27 protein-coding genes are annotated in these 24,915 nt (G+C 31.7%); all 27 read left to right on the forward strand.

The annotated features are described in order from the left end of the window. The first annotated feature begins 203 nt into the window (after nucleotides 1-203). Entirely contained in the window at nucleotides 204-803 is a 600-nt protein-coding gene (locus ACFO7M_RS05740; protein WP_379734509.1) for a hypothetical protein, read from the forward strand. 178 nt (nucleotides 804-981) lie between these two features. After that, nucleotides 982-1,398, forward strand: coding sequence for a hypothetical protein (locus tag ACFO7M_RS05745; protein WP_379734511.1), 417 nt, complete (start codon nucleotides 982-984; stop codon nucleotides 1,396-1,398). 145 nt (nucleotides 1,399-1,543) lie between these two features. After that, nucleotides 1,544-2,056 (forward strand): hypothetical protein, encoded by a 513-nt coding sequence (locus tag ACFO7M_RS05750; protein ID WP_379734513.1) that lies wholly within the window; start codon nucleotides 1,544-1,546, stop codon nucleotides 2,054-2,056. Between the two features lie 172 nt (nucleotides 2,057-2,228). Further along, nucleotides 2,229-2,660: a hypothetical protein gene (locus tag ACFO7M_RS05755; protein ID WP_379734515.1), complete on the forward strand. Its 432-nt coding sequence runs from the start codon at nucleotides 2,229-2,231 to the stop codon at nucleotides 2,658-2,660. A 235-nt stretch (nucleotides 2,661-2,895) separates the two neighbouring features. After that, nucleotides 2,896-3,417 (forward strand): STM3941 family protein, encoded by a 522-nt coding sequence (locus ACFO7M_RS05760; protein WP_379734517.1) that lies wholly within the window; start codon nucleotides 2,896-2,898, stop codon nucleotides 3,415-3,417. Nucleotides 3,418-3,639: 222 nt separating this feature from the next. Then, a complete protein-coding gene (locus tag ACFO7M_RS05765) occupies nucleotides 3,640-4,098 on the forward strand; it encodes a hypothetical protein (RefSeq protein WP_379734519.1) in 459 nt (152 codons plus the stop codon). Between the two features lie 169 nt (nucleotides 4,099-4,267). Beyond that, nucleotides 4,268-4,924 (forward strand): hypothetical protein, encoded by a 657-nt coding sequence (locus tag ACFO7M_RS05770; protein ID WP_379734521.1) that lies wholly within the window; start codon nucleotides 4,268-4,270, stop codon nucleotides 4,922-4,924. Nucleotides 4,925-5,134: 210 nt separating this feature from the next. Then, a complete protein-coding gene (locus ACFO7M_RS05775; RefSeq protein WP_379734523.1) occupies nucleotides 5,135-5,575 on the forward strand; it encodes a hypothetical protein in 441 nt (146 codons plus the stop codon). Between the two features lie 158 nt (nucleotides 5,576-5,733). Further along, nucleotides 5,734-6,402, forward strand: coding sequence for a hypothetical protein (locus ACFO7M_RS05780; RefSeq protein ID WP_379712071.1), 669 nt, complete (start codon nucleotides 5,734-5,736; stop codon nucleotides 6,400-6,402). A 200-nt stretch (nucleotides 6,403-6,602) separates the two neighbouring features. Beyond that, nucleotides 6,603-7,145 carry a GNAT family N-acetyltransferase gene (locus tag ACFO7M_RS05785; RefSeq protein ID WP_379734525.1) on the forward strand — a complete coding sequence of 181 codons (543 nt, stop codon included), beginning with the start codon at nucleotides 6,603-6,605 and terminating at the stop codon, nucleotides 7,143-7,145. A gap of 276 nt (nucleotides 7,146-7,421) precedes the next feature. After that, on the forward strand, nucleotides 7,422-8,000 hold the full coding sequence (locus tag ACFO7M_RS05790; protein ID WP_379712061.1) for a TetR/AcrR family transcriptional regulator: 579 nt from the start codon (nucleotides 7,422-7,424) through the stop codon (nucleotides 7,998-8,000). Nucleotides 8,001-8,222: 222 nt separating this feature from the next. After that, nucleotides 8,223-9,380 carry an efflux RND transporter periplasmic adaptor subunit gene (locus tag ACFO7M_RS05795; RefSeq protein ID WP_379712059.1) on the forward strand — a complete coding sequence of 386 codons (1,158 nt, stop codon included), beginning with the start codon at nucleotides 8,223-8,225 and terminating at the stop codon, nucleotides 9,378-9,380. A 23-nt stretch (nucleotides 9,381-9,403) separates the two neighbouring features. Next, nucleotides 9,404-12,577 (forward strand): efflux RND transporter permease subunit, encoded by a 3,174-nt coding sequence (locus ACFO7M_RS05800; RefSeq protein WP_379734527.1) that lies wholly within the window; start codon nucleotides 9,404-9,406, stop codon nucleotides 12,575-12,577. A gap of 16 nt (nucleotides 12,578-12,593) precedes the next feature. Further along, nucleotides 12,594-13,997 (forward strand): TolC family protein, encoded by a 1,404-nt coding sequence (locus ACFO7M_RS05805; protein WP_379734529.1) that lies wholly within the window; start codon nucleotides 12,594-12,596, stop codon nucleotides 13,995-13,997. Between the two features lie 144 nt (nucleotides 13,998-14,141). Then, nucleotides 14,142-15,035 (forward strand): lysophospholipid acyltransferase family protein, encoded by an 894-nt coding sequence (locus ACFO7M_RS05810; protein WP_379734531.1) that lies wholly within the window; start codon nucleotides 14,142-14,144, stop codon nucleotides 15,033-15,035. A 61-nt stretch (nucleotides 15,036-15,096) separates the two neighbouring features. Continuing rightward, nucleotides 15,097-16,173, forward strand: a complete 1,077-nt coding sequence (locus tag ACFO7M_RS05815; RefSeq protein ID WP_379734533.1) for an MBL fold metallo-hydrolase — start codon at nucleotides 15,097-15,099, stop codon at nucleotides 16,171-16,173. 323 nt (nucleotides 16,174-16,496) lie between these two features. After that, the gene (locus ACFO7M_RS05820; RefSeq protein ID WP_379734535.1) at nucleotides 16,497-17,165 is read left to right on the forward strand and encodes a hypothetical protein; all 669 of its coding nucleotides are present in this window, start codon (nucleotides 16,497-16,499) and stop codon (nucleotides 17,163-17,165) included. Nucleotides 17,166-17,792: 627 nt separating this feature from the next. Then, nucleotides 17,793-18,533, forward strand: a complete 741-nt coding sequence (locus tag ACFO7M_RS05825) for a tetratricopeptide repeat protein (protein WP_379734537.1) — start codon at nucleotides 17,793-17,795, stop codon at nucleotides 18,531-18,533. A gap of 442 nt (nucleotides 18,534-18,975) precedes the next feature. Then, on the forward strand, nucleotides 18,976-19,485 hold the full coding sequence (locus ACFO7M_RS05830) for a hypothetical protein (protein ID WP_379734539.1): 510 nt from the start codon (nucleotides 18,976-18,978) through the stop codon (nucleotides 19,483-19,485). 173 nt (nucleotides 19,486-19,658) lie between these two features. After that, complete coding sequence (locus ACFO7M_RS05835) at nucleotides 19,659-20,363, forward strand: CPBP family intramembrane glutamic endopeptidase (RefSeq protein WP_379734541.1); 705 nt, start codon at nucleotides 19,659-19,661, stop codon at nucleotides 20,361-20,363. 14 nt (nucleotides 20,364-20,377) lie between these two features. Beyond that, on the forward strand, nucleotides 20,378-20,749 hold the full coding sequence (locus ACFO7M_RS05840; RefSeq protein ID WP_379734543.1) for a hypothetical protein: 372 nt from the start codon (nucleotides 20,378-20,380) through the stop codon (nucleotides 20,747-20,749). 362 nt (nucleotides 20,750-21,111) lie between these two features. Further along, on the forward strand, nucleotides 21,112-21,738 hold the full coding sequence (locus tag ACFO7M_RS05845; RefSeq protein WP_379734545.1) for a PAS domain S-box protein: 627 nt from the start codon (nucleotides 21,112-21,114) through the stop codon (nucleotides 21,736-21,738). Between the two features lie 197 nt (nucleotides 21,739-21,935). After that, nucleotides 21,936-22,256, forward strand: a complete 321-nt coding sequence (locus tag ACFO7M_RS05850) for an ArsR/SmtB family transcription factor (protein ID WP_379734547.1) — start codon at nucleotides 21,936-21,938, stop codon at nucleotides 22,254-22,256. After that, on the forward strand, nucleotides 22,253-22,744 hold the full coding sequence (locus ACFO7M_RS05855) for an SRPBCC family protein (protein ID WP_379712043.1): 492 nt from the start codon (nucleotides 22,253-22,255) through the stop codon (nucleotides 22,742-22,744). Before ACFO7M_RS05850 ends, ACFO7M_RS05855 begins: the two co-directional genes overlap by 4 nt. 10 nt (nucleotides 22,745-22,754) lie before the next feature. Beyond that, on the forward strand, nucleotides 22,755-23,630 hold the full coding sequence (locus ACFO7M_RS05860; RefSeq protein ID WP_379734549.1) for an alpha/beta fold hydrolase: 876 nt from the start codon (nucleotides 22,755-22,757) through the stop codon (nucleotides 23,628-23,630). Between the two features lie 39 nt (nucleotides 23,631-23,669). Beyond that, nucleotides 23,670-24,191 carry a hypothetical protein gene (locus ACFO7M_RS05865; RefSeq protein ID WP_379734551.1) on the forward strand — a complete coding sequence of 174 codons (522 nt, stop codon included), beginning with the start codon at nucleotides 23,670-23,672 and terminating at the stop codon, nucleotides 24,189-24,191. A gap of 142 nt (nucleotides 24,192-24,333) precedes the next feature. After that, nucleotides 24,334-24,876, forward strand: coding sequence for a toxin-antitoxin system YwqK family antitoxin (locus ACFO7M_RS05870; RefSeq protein WP_379734553.1), 543 nt, complete (start codon nucleotides 24,334-24,336; stop codon nucleotides 24,874-24,876). The last annotated feature ends 39 nt before the right edge of the window (nucleotides 24,877-24,915 follow it).

A 24,915-nucleotide genomic window follows, 5' to 3' on the forward strand; every position in this document is an offset into this window, starting at 1 on the left:
CCTTACTCCTCTCTTTTGTTCTTTCTGATTAATAGCTAAATGTAGAAAATGTAAACTTAAGGCGGTTTGGCACAATAGCTACATTTACAATAAATAACAACGTTCGATTTTCCGCTGAAAAATCTTATCTTAGCAAGAAATAATCGTTCACGCAGCCGCTACTGCGCCAAGCCGCGGAACGTTAGCTGTAATTTTACACAAAAATGGGACTAGACTACTCAATTTTGACATACATAAAAAAAGAAAAATTAAAAGATTCTTTTAATTGGCTTTTAAGCAATACTGATGATGATGAAAAAGAAATATCTTTGAATCAAGATTCTTTATTAATAAAAGGTCACAACTTTTCAAGCAACGTTGAAGACAACAGAGTTAACTATTCTACTTCAATTATTTTTGATATAGACCTACCAATAATTGAAACACTATATGAAAAATACTCGACACGTAAAGTTGAAATTTTCAAAGAAAACTTTGTTTCAACATATTTAGGAAACGGTAAAATCAGAATTGGAAATTTCGACGTAAGTATTACATATTTAACTGAAAAAGAAATATACAAAATTGAATTTACTGCTGTTACTACAGCTATGAGCTGTATGCTAGACGAATCTGAATCAGTAAAAAACTGGATAAATGAATTTTCACAAATATCAGACTCAATTCTAAGTTGCATTAATGAGGAAAATAATGCATACATAATACTTTTTGAAGGAGGCAATAAAACTTATGAAAAGTTAACCGATGATAAATATATTGATGACATTGTAATAAAACTAATTGATAAAAAAAACTACAGCTAACAGGCGTTTGGCAAGATTCCTAAGGTAGTCGCTGCGCTCGTGTGCGAATTTTATAGTAAATACACGTTTATTTCTCGCAAGAAATTTTATCTTTAATAGAAAATAATTGGTTCCGTAGCTCGCAACCTCGCCAAGCGCCGGAACGTTACAAGCAAGCTTCACAAACATTCTGCAAAAAATGAAAACTGACAAATCGATAAAAGAAATAACTATTGCAGCGATAAACCGAAGTGTAATGAATCCTGAAAATTGGTTGTATTCGAAAGTTTGTGTGGAAGATAAATCTACAGAATTTGTCTTGGAAGAAAATGAATTGCCAATCTTTGAAATAAAAAGCCAGAAAGCAAAAACAATAATTACAACTCGACGCATAATTGAAAAAGAGAATGGAAATCTAAACTTTGTGAGTTTTGAAGAAATTGATGACGTAGTTTACGGAGATTTTAAAAAGCAAGTAAACAAACCTGAATTGTCGAAATTCAGAATTGTAGATATGTATGGAGACGAATTTGATTTTCAAATGGAAACTGGAAAAGCATCAATTGGACTGATTAAAAGTGTAAATACGATGTTGAGATTAAAAGCCAGCTTGTAACAGCCATTTGGCAAGATTGGGGTTTCAGGCTGAATTTAAAGATGGTTTTGCATTTGTGAAATTTGTGTTTAACCGAAAAATCTCGCATCTTTAATCCCCAACCTCGCCAAGTGGCGGGACGTTGTGCGACACCTTGAGAAAAAGTATGAAAGAAACTTATGAATTAGAAATGGGATATATTGAAATTGATGCTTACTTTTCCAAAATGGGTGTTGATTCCGTAAAGGAACTTGTTATAAAACGTTTCAATAATCGCGAAAAAAACCAATCTTATTATAACTTTATCAATTGGCAGAAAAACGAAAGACAGATTCTGGTCGCAACTTTTCGAGTTCCCCAACAATTACTCATACATCAATTATTAGATTGTACATTTAATATAGATAATCCTGACGAATCAGTAATTAAAGAATATAAAATAATTCATTCTTTGGTTAATGGCTGGATTCCTGCCGAAGAAATAGAACAAGGAAGAAATCATCTATTTGTGTTAGAATTTTTTGAAGAAATCCCAAATATATTTTTAAAACTTTATGAAGAAAATCAATATTCTCCAACTGCACATATCAAAGGTAACCGTTTAGGATTATGCTTGAGAAATGAATTCTCATCAATATCAACTAAAATCAAAAAATACATAACCGAACGAGATAAATAAAAAAGGTGATCGCACAACAGCGGTTTCACGAAACAGCGAGATGTTTAAATGCCTCATGTTTTTTCTTCACGAAAAAACAGTAAATTTAACCGAAAATAAATCGTTCGCTAAATCGCCACTTCGTGAAGCCGGCGGCACGTTGTATGCTATGTTACCATACAGAACTTAATAGATGAATTGGATAATTAGAAATACAAAAAAAATTAAACTTCATACTAATTTAAGTGAAACTTTAAAACCCATTTTGGAGATTATAGAAAACTATAACTGGTTTTTATGTGATTTAGATTTTATGGCTGACAAATCTTTGCCGATAAATTTTGACGAGGATTATTTTAAATTAAACAATGAAGAATTTCTAAAAATTGTTAATTCTCAAACTCAAATAATTTGGGGTGTAATATCAGCTGTTCCGAAAAATACTGAAATTGAAATTGATGAGAATAACTTACCATTCGTTGAGGGAAATGAGTTGATATGGAAAAACGATAATTTTCAAGTTAAAAATTCTGAAATAGAAATAATTGCTTTTGATAGTTCATACACAATCGTAAAGTTTAAAACATACTTTGACGAAGCAATTGAATTGGAGAAATTCAAATAAACACAGCATACAACAAGCGTTTGGCAAGATTCCTTCGGCAGTCGCTGCGCTCATGTGCGAGTTTTGTAGTAAATTCACGTTTACATTTCGCAAGAAATTTTATCTTTAACAGACCCGAGGCTGAGAGCCGAACCGATGAAATAAAATAATCAGTTCCGAACTTCGCAGCCTCGCCAAGCACCGGAACGTTAGTGGCAATATTACAAGCAAATCGGTTAAAAATTGAAATTGAAAAATGACAGAAATCAAACTCTATAAAAAACCATTAAAAGGACTAAAAATTTTTGCCCTGTCAATTCCTTTCATTACAATTGGAATTTTTGCAATAAGTAAAGAACCTTTTGGAACAACAGATTATATAATGGGCTGGATTTGTACTTGTTTTTTTGGACTTGGTATTCCAATTGGACTTTTTCAAACTTTTGACAGACGACCACAAATAATTATAACCGAAAATGGTATTTGGGACAGAACCACAAAACAGGACGAATTCAAATGGGAGCAAATTAAAAGTGCCTATCCATTAAACATTCATCAGCAAAAATTTGTGTCGCTCAAACTTGACAAGTCTTTTGTCATGAAGAAAAAGTTATATAAATGGGCTGCTAAACTCAATAAAGCGGTTGGAGCACAGAATATTAATTTACATGTTAGTCAACTTAAAATAGACGAAAACAAAATGACTGACTTTATCACTGAAATGATCAATGCCGAAAGAGAAAACAGAGCTAAAATCATAAAAAAGCACTTTAATTAAAATAAATACTACCACTAACAAGCGTTTGGCAAGATTCCTTCGACAGTCGCTGCGCTCGTGTGCGAATTTTGTGGTAAGTTCACGTTTATTTCTCGCAAGAAATTTATCTTTGATAGACCCGAGGCTAAAAGCCGAACGGATGAAATACAATAATCGGTTCCGAACTTCGCAACCTCGCCAAGCGCCGGAACGTTAGCCGTTATTTTGCCTTGAAAATAAAATATGAAGAAAACCGTTAAAATAATTCTAATAATAATTCTGATTTTTATAATCGGCCTTTTTATTCGTCCTCAAAAGGTTTTTTATGAAGCAAAAGTTATTGGGAAAGTAATTGATGAAAGTGGAAATCCAATTTCTGACGCAATTGTTTATAGAATTGAAGAAGAATATTTTAAAAACAAAGAAATTGGCGCAATAGAATCTATAGAATTCAGAACGCAAACTGTCAGAACTGATAAAAATGGCAACTTTAAACTAGACGAAAAGTCACGAATTGAATGGTTCCATACACCATTAGATTTGCCATTTGCTTGGTGTTTTGCTGACTTTGAGATAATTAAAAATGGTTATAAGCCTTACCGAACAGAGTTTGATGAATTTCAAGAATTTCATAAAGAGAATTGTTATGCTTGCGAAAAAATCGAATTTAAACCCATTATAACTCTGAAAAAAAAGGAATAGAAAAACTGAACAGAGAAAAAACAACAGCTAACACACGTTTCAATCGATTTGCGGATTTAGTGGAATTACCGTATTCAGGTTAAGCAGAAAACACTCTGCTTCTAAGCCCACAAACCGCTTAAAGCGTGGAAACATTGTGTGCTATTTTCGAGCGAATAAGATTTAAAAAATGAAACTATTTAACACAATCGAAATAAGTCCATATGCTTACTCTGATAGTGAGTATGAGTATCCTAATGGTAGCTCATCTGAACTTCCGGATGAATGGAATGAATTTTGGATAAGATGTATTTCAGACAAAAGATTAGGAAATTTAAGTGCAATTAGAAAAGGATCTTATTTAGTTGACATTGAAACAATTAACGACAACGAGCTTGAAGAAATAATTAGAAATGAGCTAAAAGAAGTTGATTTGGATGATTTTGAGGAACAAGTAACCAGAATATACGGAGGAATTGTTGTAAGTGACGATAATGTTTTACTTATTGAACCTACTTGCTGCGGAGATATTGGGAATATTAAAGAGTGGGAAAGCATTTTTGATGAAAAATCAAATGGCTGGATACAATTATGGATTGGTCATCCTTGGATATTTTACAAAAAAGAAAATGGCAAAGTTGAGTTTTCTGACTATACTGATTTAAATCTTGAAGATTTTAAGGATATAAAAAGTAAATTTCAATTTTCAGAAGAAAAACTAAAAAAAGAAATAGAAAAAATTAGAAGCCAACAAAACAAATTTGAGCTTAGAATTCGTAAAACCCTTGACAAAATAGGGATAATTAATTCTGAACGTATAGCAAAATTAATCACAGGAAATGATTAAAGCAGCACACAACAGTGGTTTGGAAAAAGGGGTTTTAGTCATTAATTTAAACATTGTTTTGCATCTTTGAGTTCAGTGATTAATGGAAAGTTCTGGATTACTAAATTCTCAACTTCTTCAAGCCGGCAGGATTACCAGCAATGATAGAAGACCACACAAACAAATAAGACAACGTGTAAATGTTTGACAAAACTAACATTGGCAATTTATATGATAAAGACTGTAAATAAGATTATAAAACAATTATCCTCAGAACCAAAAAAACTTTTCTTAATAGACAGTTTAGGTGCTTTGACTACTGCGTTTTTATTGTTTGTAGTATTGGGAAATTTCAACGAATATTTTGGAATGCCTAAAAGAATATTGACTTATCTTTCTGTGATTGCAGTTTGTTTCTGTATTTACTCAACGACTTGTTTTTTTGTCATTAAAACGAACTGGTCACCTTTTATTAAGGGTATTAGTATTGCTAACCTACTTTATTGCGTCTTGACTATTGGTCTTACAATTTTCTATAACCCTCAACTTAAAACTATTGCTATAGCATACTTTTTAGGGGAAATAGCCATTATTTTCGGGCTTGTATATATTGAAATTAATGTTGCAACTGAAATTAACAAAAGTAGAATAGATAACAACACGAATGACTGACAAGGTAACACAGCTTGTAACAATGGTTTTGCGTCAGGCGGTCTGACGTGCAAACTTGGAGCTTTGTACATCTAATGAACTTTAGTAATAAATTGAAGCTTTGTACTCCGAACGCAAAGCCCGAAACCGTTATACGACATAATTTCAAAACACTTACAATGAAAAACATAATCATCCCAACTCTTCTCCTATTTGTTTCTTGTAAAAAAAAAGAAGTGGAAAAGTTAGAAAAATTAGACGTAGCAATGAAAATTGAAAACGTTGTAGGAACTCCTAATTTTCATAAAATTGATTACAACTTAAAAGAAAATTATTTGGACAGTTTAGCGAAATATATAAAACCTAATCGAAACTATCAATATTGGCAATACGCTACCTACAATCAAAACTCAAGTTCAGAAACCTATACTGTTTTAAAACAAGGAGGAGATTCTTTATTAAGAAAAAAAATAAATGAAAAACCAAGACCAAATTATACCATTGGAATTTTCTTTGGAGGGCATCCAAATTTTCGTTGTAATTATGTTGTGACAATTGATAATGGCAAAGTAAACAACTTAAAAACTGAAGAAGAATTCCGTGATTTTTTAGGGACAATTGACAATCTTGAAGAAGCGATGCTTTTAGCAAGAACTTATGGTTATCAGTTAGATAATGATATTAGAGGAAGCGAGTACAGAAACTTGCAAAATGGTTTCGAATTGCATCTAATGAAATACCATGAATTTCCAACTCGAAGAGAGTCGGTTGAAATAAAAATTAGTAGAGAAGGATTTATTAAGACAAAGAGTCTTGGAATATACTGCGAAGGTTTAAATTGCCGTTGAAAAAATATTACGTTGCATAACAGCTACTACTTCGGATTTGGGCATTTGGCTTAATGGGATGTTGGTTTTGTATTTGTCAGTTTAGTGATAACCGAAAAATAAATCTTAATTTAGTCCCAAACCTGTTATGTTACCAGAACGTTAGAAGAAATTTTACAACCGCAAAATCCTAAAATAAAATAAAGAAAGAAATCAAAATAGTGAAAGTCAAAAACCTTGAAATTGATAAATTAGTAACTGATAGATTAATCCTAATTCCATTCACAATACAAATTTGTAGAAATTTATTAAATGACGACTTTAGTGATTTGGACATATTGAATTTAAAAAAAGGGAGAAGTTGGCCAGATGCTGATGTTGTTGAAACATTGCCAAAAATAATTAATAACTTATCAAAAGTTGAAACACCAACTGGCTATGAATCTTGGATGATAATCAAAAAAGAAACATTAGAAATAATTGGAGATTTGGGTTTTAAAGGATTTAATTATAATGAAGGAAACATTGATATTGGTTATGGGATAATTAAAGAAGAAAGACGAAAAGGTTACGCTGAAGAAGCTGTAAAAGAAATTATAAAATGGGCTTTCTCAAATGAAATGGTAAAAGAAATCACAGCTAACTGTTTGGTAGAAAATACAAACTCTATAAATCTACTAATTAAATTTAATTTTACAGAATTAAGAACTGAAAATGGAATGAAATATTGGACTTTAGTAAACAAGAATTTAAAAAAGAATTAATATAAACTACTGCTAACAGCAATTTGCCCTATTAGCCACTTATCAATAAATTTAACTTTCGATTTTGCTTAGCCTGTTCGCAATTCTTGCTTGAATCTGTTGGAAAATCTTATATTAGTTAGAAATCAGTCTATCTAAATCTCCAATTTCTTCAATTATAAATATTGAAAATCGACATTAATTAGGAACTTTAAAATTTTAATTTTTTGTTAATTTTAAAATTCTGAAACGATTATTCCAAAATATAATTATATTTGCATTGTAAATTTAGATTTCATGGCACGTTGTGTAGAATTTAATGAGAGCGAGAAAATAGATGCGGCAATGAATGTCTTTTGGGAAAAAGGATATAATGCCACTTCTATGCAAGATCTTGTTGATGCTATGCAAATTAATCGAAGTAGTTTATACAATACATTTGGTGACAAACATAATCTTTTTTTGAAATGTTTGACAAGCTATTTTGACAATGCCATGGTTGAATTGAAAGAAAAAGTAGCACTTGAAAAATCTGCCAAACAAGCACTTATTAACATCATTAGAGATAAAGTTTCTTGGATTGTAGATTGTGAAAAAGGTTGCTTAGGGATGAAAACAATTTTTGAAATTGCACCTGAAGATTTACAAGTTAGAAATCAGATGCAAAAGAATAACGAAATTTATCTTCTTTTTTTGTCGGAAGTTGTTCAAAAAGCAATTGATAACAAAGAATTGGATGGAACTTCAGATGCAAAATTAATTGCAGAATACATTGTGACTTCGTTTACTGGATGGAAGCAATCTTACATATTAGAGAGAAATCCAATTCGAATCAAAAAAATGTCTGAGTTTTTAATTAAGACTATTTTACCATAGTTTTTTTTTACTTTTTTTCTGGAATGATTGTTTCAGAAAAAGTTTCGTAAAATATAATAAATACAGTCTATTACAGATTTAATTCTGAAACGATTATTTCAAAATAAAACATAAGTACTAACCATTTTTAATATAAAAAGCAGCATGAATTCTGAAACGATTATTCCAAAAATAAAGAATGATTTCCCCTTTAAATTAATAATAACAAATAAAAAAACGATTATGAAAAAGATCATACTATTTAGTGTATTGTCTATCCTATTAATTAGTTGCTCAGGAAAAAATAATGAAATGCCTCCTGTTGTGGCACCAACATTACCTGTTTTAAATATAGCGGAATCTGATGCACAAACTTCAACAGAATTTCCTGTAGCAATTCAGGGAAAAGCAGATATTGAAGTACGACCACAAGTGAACGGTACTTTAGAAAAAATATTTGTTGATGAAGGCGCTTATGTTACTAAAGGACAACCCTTGTTTAAAATCAATGACAATGTATATCGTCAACAATTCAATACTGCTAAAGCAAGTTTAAGAGCAGCTGAAGCTTCATTAATCAATGCACAAATTGAAGTGGATAAATTAGTCCCATTGGTACAAAGTAAAATGTATTCTGATTATCAATTAAGAACGGCCAAATCCAACTTAAGTATTGCAAAATCTAATGTTGAACAAGCCAAATCAGTGTTAAATAACGCTCAAATTAATTTGGATTATACTTTAATACAAGCACCTATTAATGGTTATATAGGTAGATTACCGAGAAAGCAAGGCAGTCTTGTTGGTCCTCAAGATCCAGAAGCATTGACAAAATTATCCGACATCAAAGAAGTATATGCCTATTTCTCTTTAAGTGAAAATGATTTTTTGCACTTTAAAAAACAATATGAGGGAAATACTATCGCTCAAAAAATCAAAAAAATGCCAGCAGTTTCTTTAGTATTATCTGACAATACTGAATATGATCATAAAGGAAATGTTGATATGGTAGATGGTCAATTTGATAAGACCACCGGTGCAATTACTTTAAGAGCAAAATTTCCAAACAATAATGGCTTATTACGTTCGGGTAATACTGGAAAAGTTAAAATAAATGTAAATCACGCCAATGCAATAGTGGTTCCACAAGAAGCTACAATTGAAATACAGGATAAAGTATATGTCTTTTTACTGGATAAAAACAATAGTGTTATGCGTCAACCAATCGTTGTTTCAGGCAAAAGCGGAACCAATTATTTAGTAGAAGAAGGTATCAAAACCGGAGACAGAATTGTATTAAAAGGTTTTGAAAATTTACCGGATGGAGCAAAAATTATTCCTGACCCGAGCTTTAGCGAACAGGCGAAGCAAAATACTAAAAAAGAAGTGGCAAAAATTTAATTTCTAAATCCAACTCATTCAATATGTTACAAAAATTTATTGATAGGCCAGTACTATCAACAGTCATCGCTATACTTATAGTTATCCTAGGAAGTATAGGATTATCTACCCTTCCCCTGCAACAATTTCCTGATATTGCACCACCAGCGGTTCAAGTTGTTGCTTTGTATCCAGGAGCAAATGCAGAAACTGTACTTCGTTCTGTTGCGCCTTCATTAGAAGAGGCAATTAATGGAGTAGAAAACATGAGCTATATGAGTTCAACTGCCAGTAATGATGGATCATTGGTTATTACGGTAAATTTCAAATTAGGAACTGATCCTGATCAAGCTTCGGTAAACGTTCAAAATAGAGTTTCTCAAGCTACGAGTCAGTTGCCAGCCGAAGTAGTTCAAGCTGGAATTTCTACAACCAAAAAGCAAAATAGTCTTTTAATGGTAGTGGATTTATATACTGAAAATGAAAAACAATACGATCAAACTTTTTTGGCTAATTATGCGCAAATAAATATCATCCCTGATCTTAAAAGAATACCGGGTGTGGGTCAGGTTGTGACTTTTGGAGGTAATAAAGATTATTCAATGCGTGTTTGGTTGAATCCTGCAAAGATGGCTGCTTATAATTTGACACCAAAAGAAGTTATGGGTGCAATTCAGGATAAAAACCTTGAAGCTGCTCCAGGTAGATTTGGTGAAGCGAGTAAAGAGGCTTTTGAATATGTTATCAAATACAAAGGAAAATTAAACAATCCGGGAGAATACGAAAATATAGTAATTCATTCTAATGCTGATGGATCAGTATTGCGTTTAAAAGATGTAGCTCGTATTGAATTGGGTTCTTACACTTATGCCAGTAGTACTAGAATTGATGGAAAATCAGGTTTAAATATTGGTATTTTCCAATTACCAGGATCCAATTCAAGTGATGTTCAGATAGCGATCAAAGCAATGATGGAAAAAGCTTCAAAGGATTTTCCTAAAGATGTGAAACATTTGATTTTATACAATACCAAAGATTCTTTGGATATGTCAATATCACAAGTAAAATCGACTTTAATTGAAGCTTTCCTATTAGTTTTTATCGTTGTATTCTTATTTCTTCAAGATTTCAGAGCAACTTTAATTCCGGCCATTGCAGTTCCAGTATCTATTTTAGGAACGTTCTTTTTCATGCAAATATTTGGATTCTCAGTAAACTTATTAACTCTTTTTGCTTTAGTATTAGCTATTGGTATAGTTGTAGATGATGCAATTGTTGTAGTGGAAGCCGTTCATGAGAAAATGCATAGTAAAAAACTGAGTGCAAAATCAGCTACAACATCTGCAATGAGTGAAATTACTGGAGCGATTATCTCGATTACTTTAGTGATGTCGGCAGTATTCTTGCCAGTAGGTTTCATGGAAGGTTCAACAGGAGTTTTTTATCGACAATTTGCCTTTACGTTAGCAATTGCCATTGTAATTTCGGCAGTAAATGCGTTAACATTAAGTCCGGCTTTAGCGGCATTGTTTTTAAAAGATGTACCACATGATGACCATCATCGTGAGGATGAAAAGCCTAAAAACTTTAAGGAAAAATTCTTCATCGGATTTAACACCGGGTTCACTAAATTGACAGATAAATATGTAAAAAGTCTTCAGTTTTTAATCCAAAATAAATGGTTGAGTTTGGGTGGATTAGCGGTTGTGATAGCAGCAACCTTTTATATGGTAAAAACAACTCCAACCGGTTTTATTCCATCTGAAGATCAGGGATTTATTGCCATTTCACTTTCAATGCCTGCTGGAGCTTCTTTAGAAAGAACACAGGATGTAATGAAAGAAGTTGAAGGAAAATTGGGGAACCTACCCTCTAAAAAAGTATTGAATGTCATTTCTGGATTTAATATGCTCACTTCATCTACCAGTTCTTCGGCAGGCGTAGCTTTTATATTATTGAAACCAGCAAAAGAACGTGGAGATGTTCAAGACATCAATGCGATTATGGATGATGTTCGCGGAAGATTGTCAGGTATAAAAGGAGCCAATTTCTTTGTATTTACCTTTCCAACTGTACCTGGTTTTAGTAATGTAGATGCATTGGATATTGTATTGAAAGATAAAACCGGTGGAAGTATCAGCAAATTTAGTGGTATCAGTACTCAGTTTATTGGGGAGTTAATGAAAAGACCTGAAATTGCTTTTGCTTTTACAAGTTTCAAAGCTGATTATCCTCAATTGGAAATGGAGGTTGACGATGTGAAAGCAGAGCAGCTAGGTGTGAATGTAAGAGATATTCTCCAAGCAATGCAAACCTATTATGGAAGTGCTCAGGCTTCAGATTTCAATCGTTTCGGAAAATATTATCGTGTTATGGTTCAAGCAGAAGCCGCTTCCAGAAATACTCCTGAAACCATGAATGCTATCTTTGTAAAGAATAGAAATGGAGAAATGGTTCCGGTGAACTCATTAGTGAAACTAAAATCTGTAAATGGTTCAGAAACTGCTTCGAGATATAATCTTTTTAACTCAATTGGTGTTAATGCAATTGCAAAACCCGGATTTAGTTCTGGTGCAGCAATCAAAGCGGTTCAAGAAGTAGCAGAAACAAAATTACCAAAAGGCTATACGATTGAATTTTCTGGGTTGACCAATGAAGAAATCACTTCTTCAGGACAATCGGCTATAATTTTTGGATTGAGTTTACTATTTGTATTCTTCTTGTTAGCAGCACAATACGAAAGTTATATTTTACCCGCCGCCGTATTATTATCTATACCAACTGGTATTTTAGGTGTGTTTTTAGCCATAGGTTTTGCAGGAATTGAAAACAATATTTATGTGCAGGTTGCCTTGATAATGCTAATTGGATTATTGGCTAAAAATGCCATTCTAATTGTAGAATATGCAGTTCAAAGAAGGAATGCAGGAAAATCACTGTTGGCCTCAGCATTAGAAGCAGCCAAATTACGCTTACGACCAATTATTATGACCTCATTTGCATTTGTAGTTGGATTGATTCCAATGATGCGAGCAACTGGACCATCAGCCTTAGGAAATCATTCAATAAGTATTGGTGCAGCTGGCGGTATGGTTACTGGTGTTCTTTTAGGAATTTTTATAATTCCGGTATTGTTCATTCTATTTCAGTATTTACACGAAAAAGTTTCCGGTAAGCCATTGGCTGTAATTCATAATGAAGAAAAACAATCCCACTAATTTATAATTGATTACTATGAAAATTTTAAAAATAACAATATATACAGTTCTCACACTTTTAATTAGTGTGAGGGCTTTAGCTCAAAATAAAACTAATATAGAAGTTCCACAAACTTATAGGAGTGTTTCGAATACAGACACAACTTCTATAGCATCAATCCAATGGAAAGATTATTTTAAGGAAAAAGAATTAATTCAATTGATTGATGAGGCTTTAAAAAAGAACAATGATTTATTGATTGTCGAAAAGACTATTTCTATTGCCAATCTGCAATACAAACAAACTAAATGGGGTAATGTTCCACAAATAAATGCTTTTGTCAATGCATCATCGAATAGATTATCAGAAAATAGTTTGAATGGTGTTAGTACTAATTTGTTTTTGGGCCAAAACCACATTGAAGATTACTCAGCAGGTGTAAATCTTTCTTGGGAAATAGGAATTTGGGGTAAGGTAAAAAATCAGAAAAAAAGAGCTTTAGCCCAATATTTACAGTCCGCAGAAGCTAAAAAAGCACTTCAAACCAGTGTGGTTGCAAATGTTTCTAAAAGTTATTATAATTTGTTAATGCTAGATGCTCAGTTAGAAATAGCTAAAAAAACGGTACAGTTAAATGATAGTATTTCTCGTTTTGTGACACTACAATATGAGTCTGGTATGACAAGTTTATTGGCTAAAGAACAAACAGAAGCACAACGTTTAATTGCTGCAAAATTAGTTCCTCAAATTGAACAGAATATCCAAATTCAAGAAAACACTTTAAGTATTTTATCCGGTAATTTTCCCTCTGAAAAAACTAGAATTGAAAAATTAAATTCAATCGTAACTGATGCAAATTTATCAGTAGGTATTCCCTCTCAATTGCTTGAAAGAAGACCTGATGTTAAAAGTGCAGCATTGGCTCTAGATGCAGCTAATGCGAAAGTCGGAATTACAAAATCTAATTTTTACCCAACATTAAATATTACAGCAATTGGAGGTGTAAATTCTTTTGAAGCAAGTAATTGGTTTACCATACCTGCGTCATTATTTGCAAATTTCGCTGGTAGTTTAACAGCGCCAATTCTTAATAGCAAAAAAATCAGAACACAATATGAAGTTTCAAAGCTTGAAAGGGATCAAGCCGTCGATCAATTCAGACAAACTGTAATGGTTGCTGTTGGAGAGGTTAGTAATGCTTTGGTCAGTATTGATAAATTAAAAATGCAATATGAATTAGCTAATGAAAGACAACTCAAATTAGAAAGTGCGCTCAAAAGTGCAACAATGTTGTTTAAAAATGGTGAGGCTTCTTATTTAGAAGTAATTGTTGCCCAAAGTAATTTGTTACAAGCGGAACTTGAACTTGTAACAATAAAAAAAGATTTACTATCTGCTTATGTTGATTTATATAGAGCTTTAGGTGGTGGATGGAACTAATTGATTATTAATTAAAATCTATTTTTATGAAAAACAACCAAATAAATGAACTCGAGGAATTTATTGTAAACCTTGTCATTGTAATTGATTTTATTGCAATTGTATCGATGAGTTTAATTTACATGATGTAATAGTATTTGAATTATGATTTATGCAGTTTTGTATTTACTGTCATTGCTTCCTTTAAGGATACTGTATTTTTTTTCTGACTTGACTTCTTTTATTTTATTCTACATAATAAGGTATCGAAGAAAAGTAGTGAGAGCGAATATTGAAAAATCATTTGCCTATCGAAACAACATTGATAGAACTAAAATTGAAAGGGAGTTTTACACGAATTTTTGTGATAATATTTTTGAAACCATAAAATTGTTATCAATAACTGAAAATGAATTGCAATCCAGAATAGAGTTTAATTATTCTGATTTACAACAACTCATTAAAAACAAACAAAACATTCATATTTACTTAGGCCATCAATTCAACTGGGAATGGGCAAATGCTCATATTGCATCAGTTCTTAAGAGCGTAAATATAGTCGTTGCATATAAGCCTTTGAGAAACAAATCGTTTAATAAATTTATGCTGAAATTGAGAAGTAGATTTGGTTCTAAGATGGTTTCTTCTAAAAACATGAAAAAAGAAATTGAAGACTTGAAAGTTAAAGAGCATATTTTAATAATGGTTGCCGATCAAAATCCCAAAACCCCCGAAAAAAGTTTTTGGACCTCATTTTTGTCACAACCTACAGGTTTTATAAGTGGTTCTGAACTTTATTCTGCCTCAAAAAATACACCTACCTTCTTTGCCAAAATTGTTCGCATTAAAAGAGGCAAGTACAAATTTGAAGTTGCTCCAATTTTCAATTTTGAGGAAGAGTATCATTTAGGGAAAATTACGAGTATTTTTACTAGTAAACTTGAAGATGCAATTATTCATAATCCTGAAAATTACCTTTGGAGCCATAAAAGATGGAAACATAGTTATAAAGAACAGTATAAAAAACGTTGGATAACTAACTTTGAGTTGTCGAATTGAAACCAAATTTATAGTAAATAAAATCATGATATTTAGTACAACAATTTTAATTCTAATTGCTTTGATTGTTGCTTTTACAATTCTTTTCTTAAAGCAACCTCAATTTGGAAAAAAGCCTTCAGACGAGAGATTGGAGAAGATAAAAAAATCTCCTCAATTCAAGAACGGTAAATTTGAAAACATTTCTTTTACACCTACATTAACTGAGGGGCATTCTATGTTGGGTATTCTTTACAAGCAATTATTTGGCAATAATCCCAACACAAGCCCATCAGTCAAAATTCCATCAGTAAAGACTAATTTGAAAGAGTTAAATCCTGAAGATGAAGTTTTGGTTTGGTTTGGACATTCGTCTTACTTTTTTCAAATTGAAGGGGTCAGATTTTTAATTGATCCCGTATTTAGCGGTAATGCCTCACCTATTCCTGGTGTCGTTTCTTCATTTGATGGAAGTAACCCTTATCAAGTTTCAGATTTGCCGGATATCGATTATTTATTGATTACTCATGATCACTATGATCATTTAGATTATAAAACAATAAAGGAATTAAAAGGTAAGGTCAAACTTATTGTTTGTGGCTTAGGAGTTGGTTCTCATTTTGAACATTGGGGATTTAACAAGGAAATGATTGTTGAAAAAGATTGGAATGAAACCGTACATTTAAACAAAAAAATAAAACTACACACAACACCTGCACGACATTTCTCAGGAAGAGGATTGAAGAGAAACAATACACTTTGGTTATCATTTGTAGTAGAAACCTCAAATAAAAAAATATTTTTAGGAGGTGATAGTGGATATGATAATCATTTTAAAGAAATTGGAGATAAATTTGGCCCTTTGGATTTAGTTCTTTTAGAAAATGGACAATATAATGCTGCTTGGGAAGCTATACATTTACTGCCGGATCAAGTTTTAAAAGCGGCTACCGATTTAAAAGCAAAACAATTAATCCCAATACATTCATCAAAGTTTAAATTAGCAATGCACCCATGGGATGAGCCTTTAGAAAAAGTATCCAAATTGTATCGAGAAGGAGAATTTAATTTTAAGCTTCTAACACCTAAGATTGGAGAAAAAGTTGTTTTGGGAACTGAAAATCGAAATTTTGAAGAATGGTGGAAAATGGTTTTTTAAATTGAAAAATTAAAGAAGAAAGAAGAATTTGAAAATAGGTTGTCCAAAAAGTTCAACTCAATACGAAGTTTATTTTTTAAAATATTTGATGAACTCTTCTTCAATTGATACAGGATACTATTTTTTTAAAATGGATACTAACTATCTCTGCGTTAATTTCATTTTATATGTTACTCTTGCGGCTCATAACGGCGGCTTCATAAAATGGAAGGAATATTGCTAAATTCATATTCCTTTTTCGCTATTATATTTTAGCTTTGTGTAAAATATATTCAGCTAAAAGTGAGCCACTTCATGAAGCCGGAGTAACGTAGTACAACATTATGAAAAAAATATCCCTATTTCTAGTTTCAATCATTATTGCATTCACTCAAACCTCTTGTGACCAGAAAAAAGAATCGAAAATTAGCTTCAAAGATTTTCAAGTTGACTTAGCTAAAGATGAGGAGCCACCATTAATTTTTGAACTAACTTCAGAGAATAGAACCGAATACTTTATAGAAAATCAATCCAAAAAATGGACGGGTTTAGATAAAGGAACACCAACAATAATTAGTGTTTATGATTGGAAACTGTTCCCCCACAATAATATTCAATTTGAATATCCAAGAAACTATACTTTCGAAGCAGATTTATCAACCACCAATGACATTTGGACTTTATCAGGCAACGATTTTAAAATTATGATCATACGACCACTAGTTGAATTGGACGTGAAAACATATGTCAATGAAATGATAAGTCAATTCGGAGAGTCGAACTGCTCAACAAAAAAGATTACTAAGAAAATAAACACCTATAGATTAGATGGAATGAAGTTATCTGCAATGCTTTCTGGTGTTCCCATTGAAATAGACGTTTTTGAAATAATTGACAAAAGCGGAAACAAGAGTTTACTTGTATTTCAAGATGCACTGACCGATAATAACGAGAATAGTAACGAATCTAGAAGCACAATGAAAAGAATAGAGCAGACTTTACAAATCAATTAGTACCATTTAAAAAAATGCTATATGTAATTACTTCTACTCACCTTCATTTGAGAATCCTAAATAAGTTAATCGATTTCAGCATACTTATTTCTGGAAACCTAACTTTTGACTAAACAGAAAAATGCTAACACTCTTTTCACTATTTTTACTATTCATCCCATCAATTTTTCAATATAAAGTTGGAAATAGATCATTGAATAAATCTCTAAAAATTAGATTTATCATTGTGTGTATTATTAGTTTACTTCTACAGTTCGCCATAACCATTTTAAGTTTTGTTCTCTCTATATATTCATTAAAAGACACTGGAAATAATTGTGCTTCTGGTGCCGTTGCAATTTTCTTCTTTAGCTTAATAATAACCGTATTAATGCTAATTATAATGCTATTTCAATTTTTTAGCAGAAATAAATTCAATATAAAATAAATACATCATCCGAAGCGGAACAGTGGTATGGCACAATAGCTACAAATCAGTATATGATTCGCCTATTTTGCTTCAACTTTTTGCAATTCTTGTTCATGTATGACAGAAAATCTTATTTTAGCCAGAATTAATCCTTCAGAACATTCGGCTACTACGTTAAGTTTCGTAATATTAAGCATTCTTTAAAAAAGACCACAACAATGAAAAACTTACTTCTAATCATTACATTTTTACTGACAACATTGATTGCAAGGTCACAAGAAGAATCTCAAAAAGCATTTAGCGAAGGGATAACTCTTCTGAAAGCAGAAAAATATAGTGAAGCAGAGAAACACTTTTCAATCGCAATACAAAATGGAAAAACGAAGAACGGACTTAAAATGTCCTACATTTACAAAGCATTTTCCTTAAATGGTCAAGGAAATTACGACAATGCAATCTTGTGTTTTAATCAAGCAATCAAACTTGATTCAATTGATCCAGCTACTTATATTGACAGAGCTAAGTCGTATTCTTATTTAAACAATTATGACATTGCCATAAAAGATTACAACAAAGCATTGGAACTTGACCCTAAAGGAAAATCAGCAGAAGCGGCATTCTACTACTTAGGTCGAATAAAAATGTTACTTCATAAGAACGAAGAATCTATACACTATTTTGACAAGTTATTAGAATTAGTTCCCACCGACTTTGAAATCTACTTTTTACGTGGCACCGCTAAAAGTAACATTATGGACGTTGATGGTTCAATTAAAGATTTTGATCTAGCAATACATTATAATCCAGATTATAAGGAAGCATATGCCAATCGGGGTGTTCAGAAAATTAATAAAATACCCGCAAGTGAAAAGCTAAATAAGAAAACCGATTGTTTTGAAAACCCATGTGCTGACCTTTTGAAGGCAAAAAAATGGGGGACAATAACGTTGACGAAATGATTTATTTATACTGTAAGAAATGTAAATAAAAAAAATTACCCCCTAGCAAAACAGCATGGTTATGAAATAACCATTGCAAGTCCAAAAGGTGGAAATACACTGATCGTCCTTGAAACTTTAAAACCAATGGTATTGGATAAAGTAACCAAAAGGCATTGAGTTGATAGTTCTTTAAGAGAGTTGTTGAAACATACAAAAGTGAAAGCGAAATTTTAAGTAATCAATATGATTATTTGTATTTAGCTAGTGGACAGGGCTTGATCTTGACTTATAATACAACTTCAAACAACATTTTTCTTTACTAATAACACTATGTTTGATAATTTGAGCAATCATTTTGTATTTTTGCATTCTCTCCTATTGAAAAGTTCGAAATCAGAATTTCAGCTTCATAAAATTGGTGTAATAATAACACTATTCGCATAAAACTAAATTTTAAATAATGCCAAAAAAGAAGAAAAGAAACTTTATTTTAATAGTAATGTTGGTATGTACTAACTTTATTTTTGCTCAAAACTATCTGTTACCTAACGAACAATTGATTTACAGTTTCGAAACTCAAAATGGAAAAAAAATGGTTTTGGCAAAAGATCAAAACCATAAATACATTATTTATAGATTTGGAACTAAGTCAAAAGTGGACTTTGAATTTCCGGATAAAACAAAAGAAAGTTGGAACAAATTTACTTATTCATTTTATCTTCGAGGTGGTGGTAAACAAAATGAAGGAATGGATTTGAATTATGTAACCTTCACTAATGAAAACTTTAAATATGTCATATACAACACTTATTATGCCGTTGAAAATCATACATTAATAGGGATAAAAGTGACCGATCTAATAGAAAAGAAAACAATTGATATTAAAGGAAAAAAAAATACTCGAAAAGGAAGTTTGGTTGATTTTAGATTTGATAAGTTATTGAAAATTGAAGATCAGCTTGAAGAATAATTTCGATACTACATTCTAGCCTCAAGTAAAATATAATTCTTCTTTACACGCATCTGAAGAGTCAATTCCAATTTTGCCTCCAATCCTTTCTAAATAGTTTCAAAGAAAAATTTTCTTTACGGCATAAAACCATCTCATCTTACCTCAAATTTAACCCGATTCTCTTTCAAATAATGCAATCCTCTGACAATACCACGAGCAAGAAATTAATGATTATAGGAATTACACTTATCCTATCTTTTTTAATTACTTCTACTTTTATAAACTCATTGCTCTCTACCTGGGTATTCCAGATTCAAAAACCAACTATAACAACACTTATCTCATCAAGGATTTTACACTGGATTGGTTTACTATTGGTTTGGTTCTATGCAATTCGCATTGAAAAACAAAAACTATTGCTTTGGGAAAATCATAACTACAAACTATTGCATTTCATATCCCATATTATAGTGGTTTGGATTGTAATCATTGTATTCATGATACCTATTAAAATTGCTCTTTCGTTTGCAGGTCTGAGTCAGGTGAGTGAAAAGTTAAAGGCATTGAAATCAATCATTTCTCAATGCAAATTATTAATTCCTGTAGTTGCAATAACCGCAGGCGTAGTTGAGGAATATATTTTTCGTGGTTATATTCAGCCTCGATTGGAAGTAATTTTCAAAAATTCGTGGGTAGCTATTTTACTTACATCACTACTTTTTAGTGCCTTGCATTCAGGATATGGAACATTCCAAAATTTAATTGGACCTTTTGTTATCGGTGTACTGTTTTCCATTTATTACTGGAAATATAGAAATATTTACGTCCTAATTATTTTGCACACATTAATTGATTTGATAGCTTTAAGCGCAATCCTAAGAAGTTCAACTTTTTAAAAAACACTACTTAAATGAAAACAACCCTATTCATTGCAACAGCATTAATACCATTTCAATTGTTTCAATCATGTAAAGAAAAAGATACATCCTGCAATTATTTAGCGAAAGGTGAAGTTTGTATCGTTTTAAAAAATCGAAGTGGTAAAAATATCCAATCTGTAGAATTACTCCATGAAAACGGTAAAAGTGAGATTGTAACTATTAAGGATAATGAGAATGGAGCTATTTCTTTTAACTCTCCGGGAGAAAATGCCTATACGATTACTGCTACTTTTGACGATGGAAAAAAGGTAAAATCAAAAGAAACGTATATTGAGAGTGGTTACAAAATGATTGAGACCATTCACAAAGACACAATTGTTACAAAACATGCAATTTGGTAGAATATAACAAAAAAACACATCTCTTTAACTCATAAAAAATAAAATACTTTTAGGAATTGCTCGACAAACTGGACATTCATGGACTTTTGTAGGGTGATTTTTTTTATTTGTTTGACTATGAGTGCACAAAGCAAAACTCCGGGTTCATTAGATGGTATCGAAAAAGCAAAGAATTAGAGGAAAGCAATAGATGTAGCTTTTTGGAAATTAAAAATTCATCTATCCAAAAGCTCTGTTCTTTTATTTACTACTTTCTAAATTTAGTTTTCAAATATAGGTTTGTAACAATCCAATTTTGTATTATATTTACGAAAAAGACTACAAGATTAAATATTGTTCCATTATATTTAAAGACTTGAATAATGAAAAGTAAACAATTATCCGAAGTTCTACTGAAAGCTATTGACGAAATGGAAGATTATGCCTTTTTCTTTCTTGATATCAATGGAAATATTCAATCTTGGAATCCTGGAGCCCAAAAAATTAAAGGCTATTGGAGTGAAGAAATCATAGGGAAATCTTTCAAATGTTTTTACAATCAAGAAGATATTGACAATAAAATTCCTGATCTACTCTTGGAAAATGCCCGAAAAAATGGTAAGTCATTGGTTGAGGGATGGCGAATCAAAAAAAATGGTTCATCCTTTTGGGGCAGCGTTTTAATAACTGCTATACATGATGAAAACGGGACTGTAATTGGCTTTGGAAAACTTACTCGTGATCTTACCAATCAAAAATTAGTAGACGAACTCAATAAAGAATATTGTCAGAAGTTAAAAGAAATGCTTACAATGACATCTCACCGAGTTAGAAGCCCTTTAGTACGTTGTTTGGGGATAATGAATCTTATTGAGGATGGCGCTGAACTTAAACATGAAGACATGAAAAAATTAGTCTCTAACCTAAAATCAAGTGCAATCGAACTCAATTTATTTACGGAAGAATTGACGACACATATGAGTCAGTTGGAAAAAAAATACAGTCTTTAATTCCAGCAACTTTAAAATCTGACATCTAAAATTCTAGCTACTTAACCCTACTACTGAGTATTTAACTCCTTGATTTTCTTTGCTGTAAATTCTTACCAATTCCTGAAATTTTGTAAAAAAGTTTGAAAAAAATTGCGAAACCAAAAAGTTGCACATATATTTGCAACTGAATAGTTTCATATTTAAATCAATCGCAAATGAGACGAGACATTTTTCAAGCTGTCGCAGATCCAACAAGACGAGCCATAATCGTCTTATTATCTTTACAAGCTTTAACACCAAACGCTATCGCCGAAAACTTCAAAATAACACGACAAGCCGTTTCTAAACATTTACGCATTTTAACAGAGTGTGAACTTGTAAAACAACAACAAAAGGGAAGAGAAATTTATTATTCTCTTGAAATTGACAAAATGAAAGAAATTGATCATTGGATTGAGCAATTCAGATCCATTTGGGAAAAGCAATTCAATCAATTAGACAACGTATTAACAACACTTAAAAAAAAGAAACAATGAGCAATTTACTTTTTGATTTTACCGTAGACAAAGCTACCAAAACAGTTGTGGTAGAGCGAGAATTTGATGCAGCACTTTCGTTGGTTTGGGATGCGTTTACCCTACCCGAGATTCTTGATCAATGGTGGGCTCCAAAACCTTTCGAATCCAAAACAAAAGTGATGGAATTTAAAGTAGGTGGCCGTCGGTTTTATGCCATGGTGAGTCCCGAAGGACAAGAATTTTGGCAAATTCAAAAATACACAGCAATCTCACCAAAAACCAACTTTAAATATTTTAGTACTTTTGCAGATAAAGACGAAAATCCTGACCCACAAGGCTCGGATTGGGATTTGAACTTTAGTGAACAAAATGGTATAACAAAAGTGACTATTACCATAAAAAATGACTCTTTGGAACGAATGCAAAAAATGATTGAAATGGGCTTCAAAGAAGGATTCACAGCTACATTGAACTATTTGGTTGAACTATTGGCAAGCAAAAAATAAAACGTACGTCATGGAAAAAACAGCATCTACATTCTTTTCTACGAAAGGGCTTTTTCTTTTTGTACTTCTAATTAGTGTCGCTTTTCCCTCTTTTGGACAAAAAATGAAACCGAAAGAAAGCGGATTTGCCTCAACCAATGGTACCAAAGTATATTATGAGGTATATGGAGAAGGACAACCTCTCTTTCTTCTACATGGTGCTTTTTATACTATCGAAATGAATTGGTCTGAATTACTACCCGAACTAGCAAAAACCAGAAAAGTAATTGCCATTGAATTCCAAGGACATGGTCACACACCCTATTCCGATAGAAAATTAGAAATTACTACATTGGCAAAAGATGTGGAAGGTGTAATGGATTACTTAAAAATAGAAACGGCAGATGTTGCAGGATTTAGCATAGGTGGTTCAATTGCTTACCAATTTGCCATTCAAAGTCCTAAGCGCTTGCGAAAATTAATTATCATCTCTTCTACTTACAAAACCGAAGGTTGGTTACCCATTGTGAACAATGCTTTTGAAGGTTTTAAACCCGAATTTTTCGACAACTCGCCACTAAAAACAGCCTACGATGCAATTGCTCCTGATAAAACAAAATGGCGCCAATTTTTAGAACAAATGTTTGTTTTTGCTAAAGAACCCTTCAACTGTGGTGATGCAAACATTGCAAAAATTACGGCTCCAGTCTTACTTATTGCTGGAGACAATGACGGACTCGATAAAGTGGAATTAATGAAAACCTATCAACTATTGGGTGGTGGTATTACAGCAGATATGCAACCCATGCCCAAATCGCAGTTAGCTATAGTTCCTGCACAAGGACATTTGAGCGTAATGATGCAAACCAAAACAATTATAAATTACATAGAAGATTTTTTAAAGTAAAAAAGTTTACACCGATCCTAATACCTTATAAAAATAAAAATGAAAGATATAAAAACCGAGATTATACTTATTGCAATACTTTGGATCAATGTTATCTCCTCTTTGTGTCTCAATCTAGAATTGGATATTTATTTTATATTCGGAATAATCGGATTATCATTAGCTACGATCACTTATAGAAAATCCTATGATAATAGTTTAGCCATTTTAATCGCAATTTTACTTTTTTCTACTTTTAACCTACTGAAATTCACACTGATTTTTAACTTATCAATAGGTTTGTTGAAGTACATTGAAATAAATATTACAGATAGTCTTTATTTAATACTATTAGTTTATAAGAGACGAAATGAAGTGATACACTTAAAAGAAAAATGGTTTGCTCCTTCAGTCGAAGAAATGGAAATCGGAAAAAACACCCGAATCGAGTTTTTCAAACGCGAATTTAAAAATTTATCCGAAGACGAGCTGAACAGAAAACTTAATCAAGAATACTTAACTGAGGAAGCCCGAAAAGCAGTACTTGAAGTACTTCAAATGAAAAATAGTACAGAAGTATAAATGCAATTATGCAATAACTATTTACTTGTTTTATTCTGTAAAATGTTATCTTTATCTGAAATTTATTACAACTACGTTGTAAAAATGTGAATTAGCAAACATATAGTGTACTTGCAATTTCTGAAAGCACTAAAAAACTAAGATGAAGAAAATAAGTATCCTATCCTTTATACTTTTAACAGCCATAGGCTGCAAAAAAGAGGTTACATTCAATCTGAAAAAGCAACAGGAAATGATTGCATTGAGTGAAAAAATATTTGCCTTAAAAAAAATAAAATCTGAGGAAATCAAACAATTAATTGCACAAAATGCAACTGAAATTTTTGAAGATACTTCCAAAACAGAATTCACCCCAAAACCTATTATCTATAACAACTTAGCAGCAAAAACCTTTTTTAAAATAGATGAAAAGCCAAAAGGAACAATCCGTTCAATTTCCTTTTTTAAAAATGATATTGAAATACAATCTAATGAATATTACAGTAATGGCCAAGTGCAATGCCTTTTTACTAAAAATACGAATGGATTGAAAAACGGTAAATACAATTGCTTTCACAAAAATGGTAAAATCAGAAAAACCGGCGAATATTCAAATGGTAAAGAAATCGGAATCGAAATTGGTTACGATTCAATTGGAAAAACAACACATAAATTCAATTATAACACGTTCGAATATATTGAATAATTAAAGTCATTTTTTTAATTGTTAATGTATCTCATTAAA

It is taken from the genome of Flavobacterium sp. GCM10023249 (assembly GCF_042653365.1).
Classification (GTDB): Bacteria; Bacteroidota; Bacteroidia; order Flavobacteriales; family Flavobacteriaceae; genus Flavobacterium.